At 68.0% G+C, this 1314-nt stretch carries 1 protein-coding gene and 1 pseudogene; both read right to left on the bottom strand.

Annotated features, from left to right (window positions below; all coding sequences use genetic code 11):
• Window positions 1-344 (bottom strand): annotated as a pseudogene (locus DBR34_RS12095) (uridine monophosphate kinase); the annotation flags it as partial.
• Between the two features lie 123 nt (window positions 345-467).
• On the bottom strand, window positions 468-1314 hold an 847-nt coding region (locus tag DBR34_RS22865), incomplete at its 5' end, for a GGDEF domain-containing protein (RefSeq protein WP_258223866.1).

Here is a 1314-nt window from a genome sequence, read left to right as displayed (position 1 = left end):
ATGTAGTCCTCGCACACGTCGTTGATCTTGATGGCGCTCATCACGCGGGCCTTGGCGCCCAGCTTTTCCAGCGCGTCCTGCATGGCCAGGGCGTTGATCACGGTGGCCAGCATGCCCATCTGGTCGCCGGTGACGCGGTCCATGCCGCCGGCCGCCAGGCCGGCACCGCGGAAGATGTTGCCGCCGCCGATGACCAGCGCCACTTCCGCGCCGGCCTGCTGGGCTTCGATGACTTCACGGGCCAGGCGGTTGATGACCTTGGGGTCGATGCCGTAGTCCTCGTCTCCCATCAGCGCCTCCCCGGAAACTTTCAGCAGGATGCGGCGATAGGCAAGACTGGACATGGTGACCTCTGGATGCGTGGAAAACGCGGGAATTCTACTGGAAGCCGGGTCTGCCCGTGCGTTTATTTTGCTGCGCTGCGGCGCAGGCCCCGGGCCCTTCCCTGCTGGGAAGGGGCATCCGGTTCACGCCGGCGCCGTCCCGGGGGAGCGTGCGATGACGCGGTTGCGGCCCAGGTTCTTGGAGCGGTAAAGCACGTCGTCGGCCGCCTTCAGCAGGTCCTGAACATCGGCGAAACGCTCGTAGCCGCCCTGCGTGGCGACCCCGGCCGAGAAGGTCACGAACAGGGGGCCGTCGGGCACCTCGGCCATCGGCGTATTGACGATGTTGGCCAGGACCCGGCGCACCACCTCCAGGGCAACCAGCTCGGTGGTGTTGGGCAGCAGCGCGATGAACTCCTCCCCGCCGAAGCGGGCCACGGTATCGCTGTTGCGCAGCTGCTCCTGCAGCTTGCCGGCGAACACGCGCAGCACCTGGTCACCCATCAGGTGGCCGTGGGCGTCGTTGATCTTCTTGAAGTCATCCAGGTCGATGAATGCCACCGACAGCGGCCAGCCGTGGCGGGTGGCGCGCAGGAATTCCTGTTCCAGCACGGCCTCCAGCTGGCGCCGGTTGAGCACGCCGGTCAGTGCGTCGCGGTGGGCCTGTTCGGCCAGCCGGTTGGCGCGTGCTTCGAACTCATCGGCGCGCTGCCGGGCCTGGGCGGCGTCCTGCATTTCGCGCAGGTTGCGCAGGGTCGCCAGCTCCTGGGCGTGGTCGATCAGCTGCTGCACGCGCGACGGCGACAGCAGCGGCGTCTCGAACAGGGCGCTGATGTCGGGCAGGGCGTCACTGATGCGGGCCAGCACCTGGTCGAACTGGGCGCTGTCCAGCTGCAGTTTTTCGTGGACCAGGTGCAGGGCGTGCTCGCGCGCGGCGTCGGCGTCGGCGCTGAGCCAGATATCGGCCACGGCACCGGACAGGGCCACGCAG

This window comes from Stenotrophomonas sp. HMWF003 (genome assembly GCF_003061285.1).
In the GTDB taxonomy this organism is placed as follows: domain Bacteria; phylum Pseudomonadota; class Gammaproteobacteria; order Xanthomonadales; family Xanthomonadaceae; genus Stenotrophomonas; species Stenotrophomonas maltophilia_AP.
The sequence above is the reverse complement of the archived record's forward strand: the minus strand, read 5'-3'. Positions and strand labels throughout refer to the sequence as shown.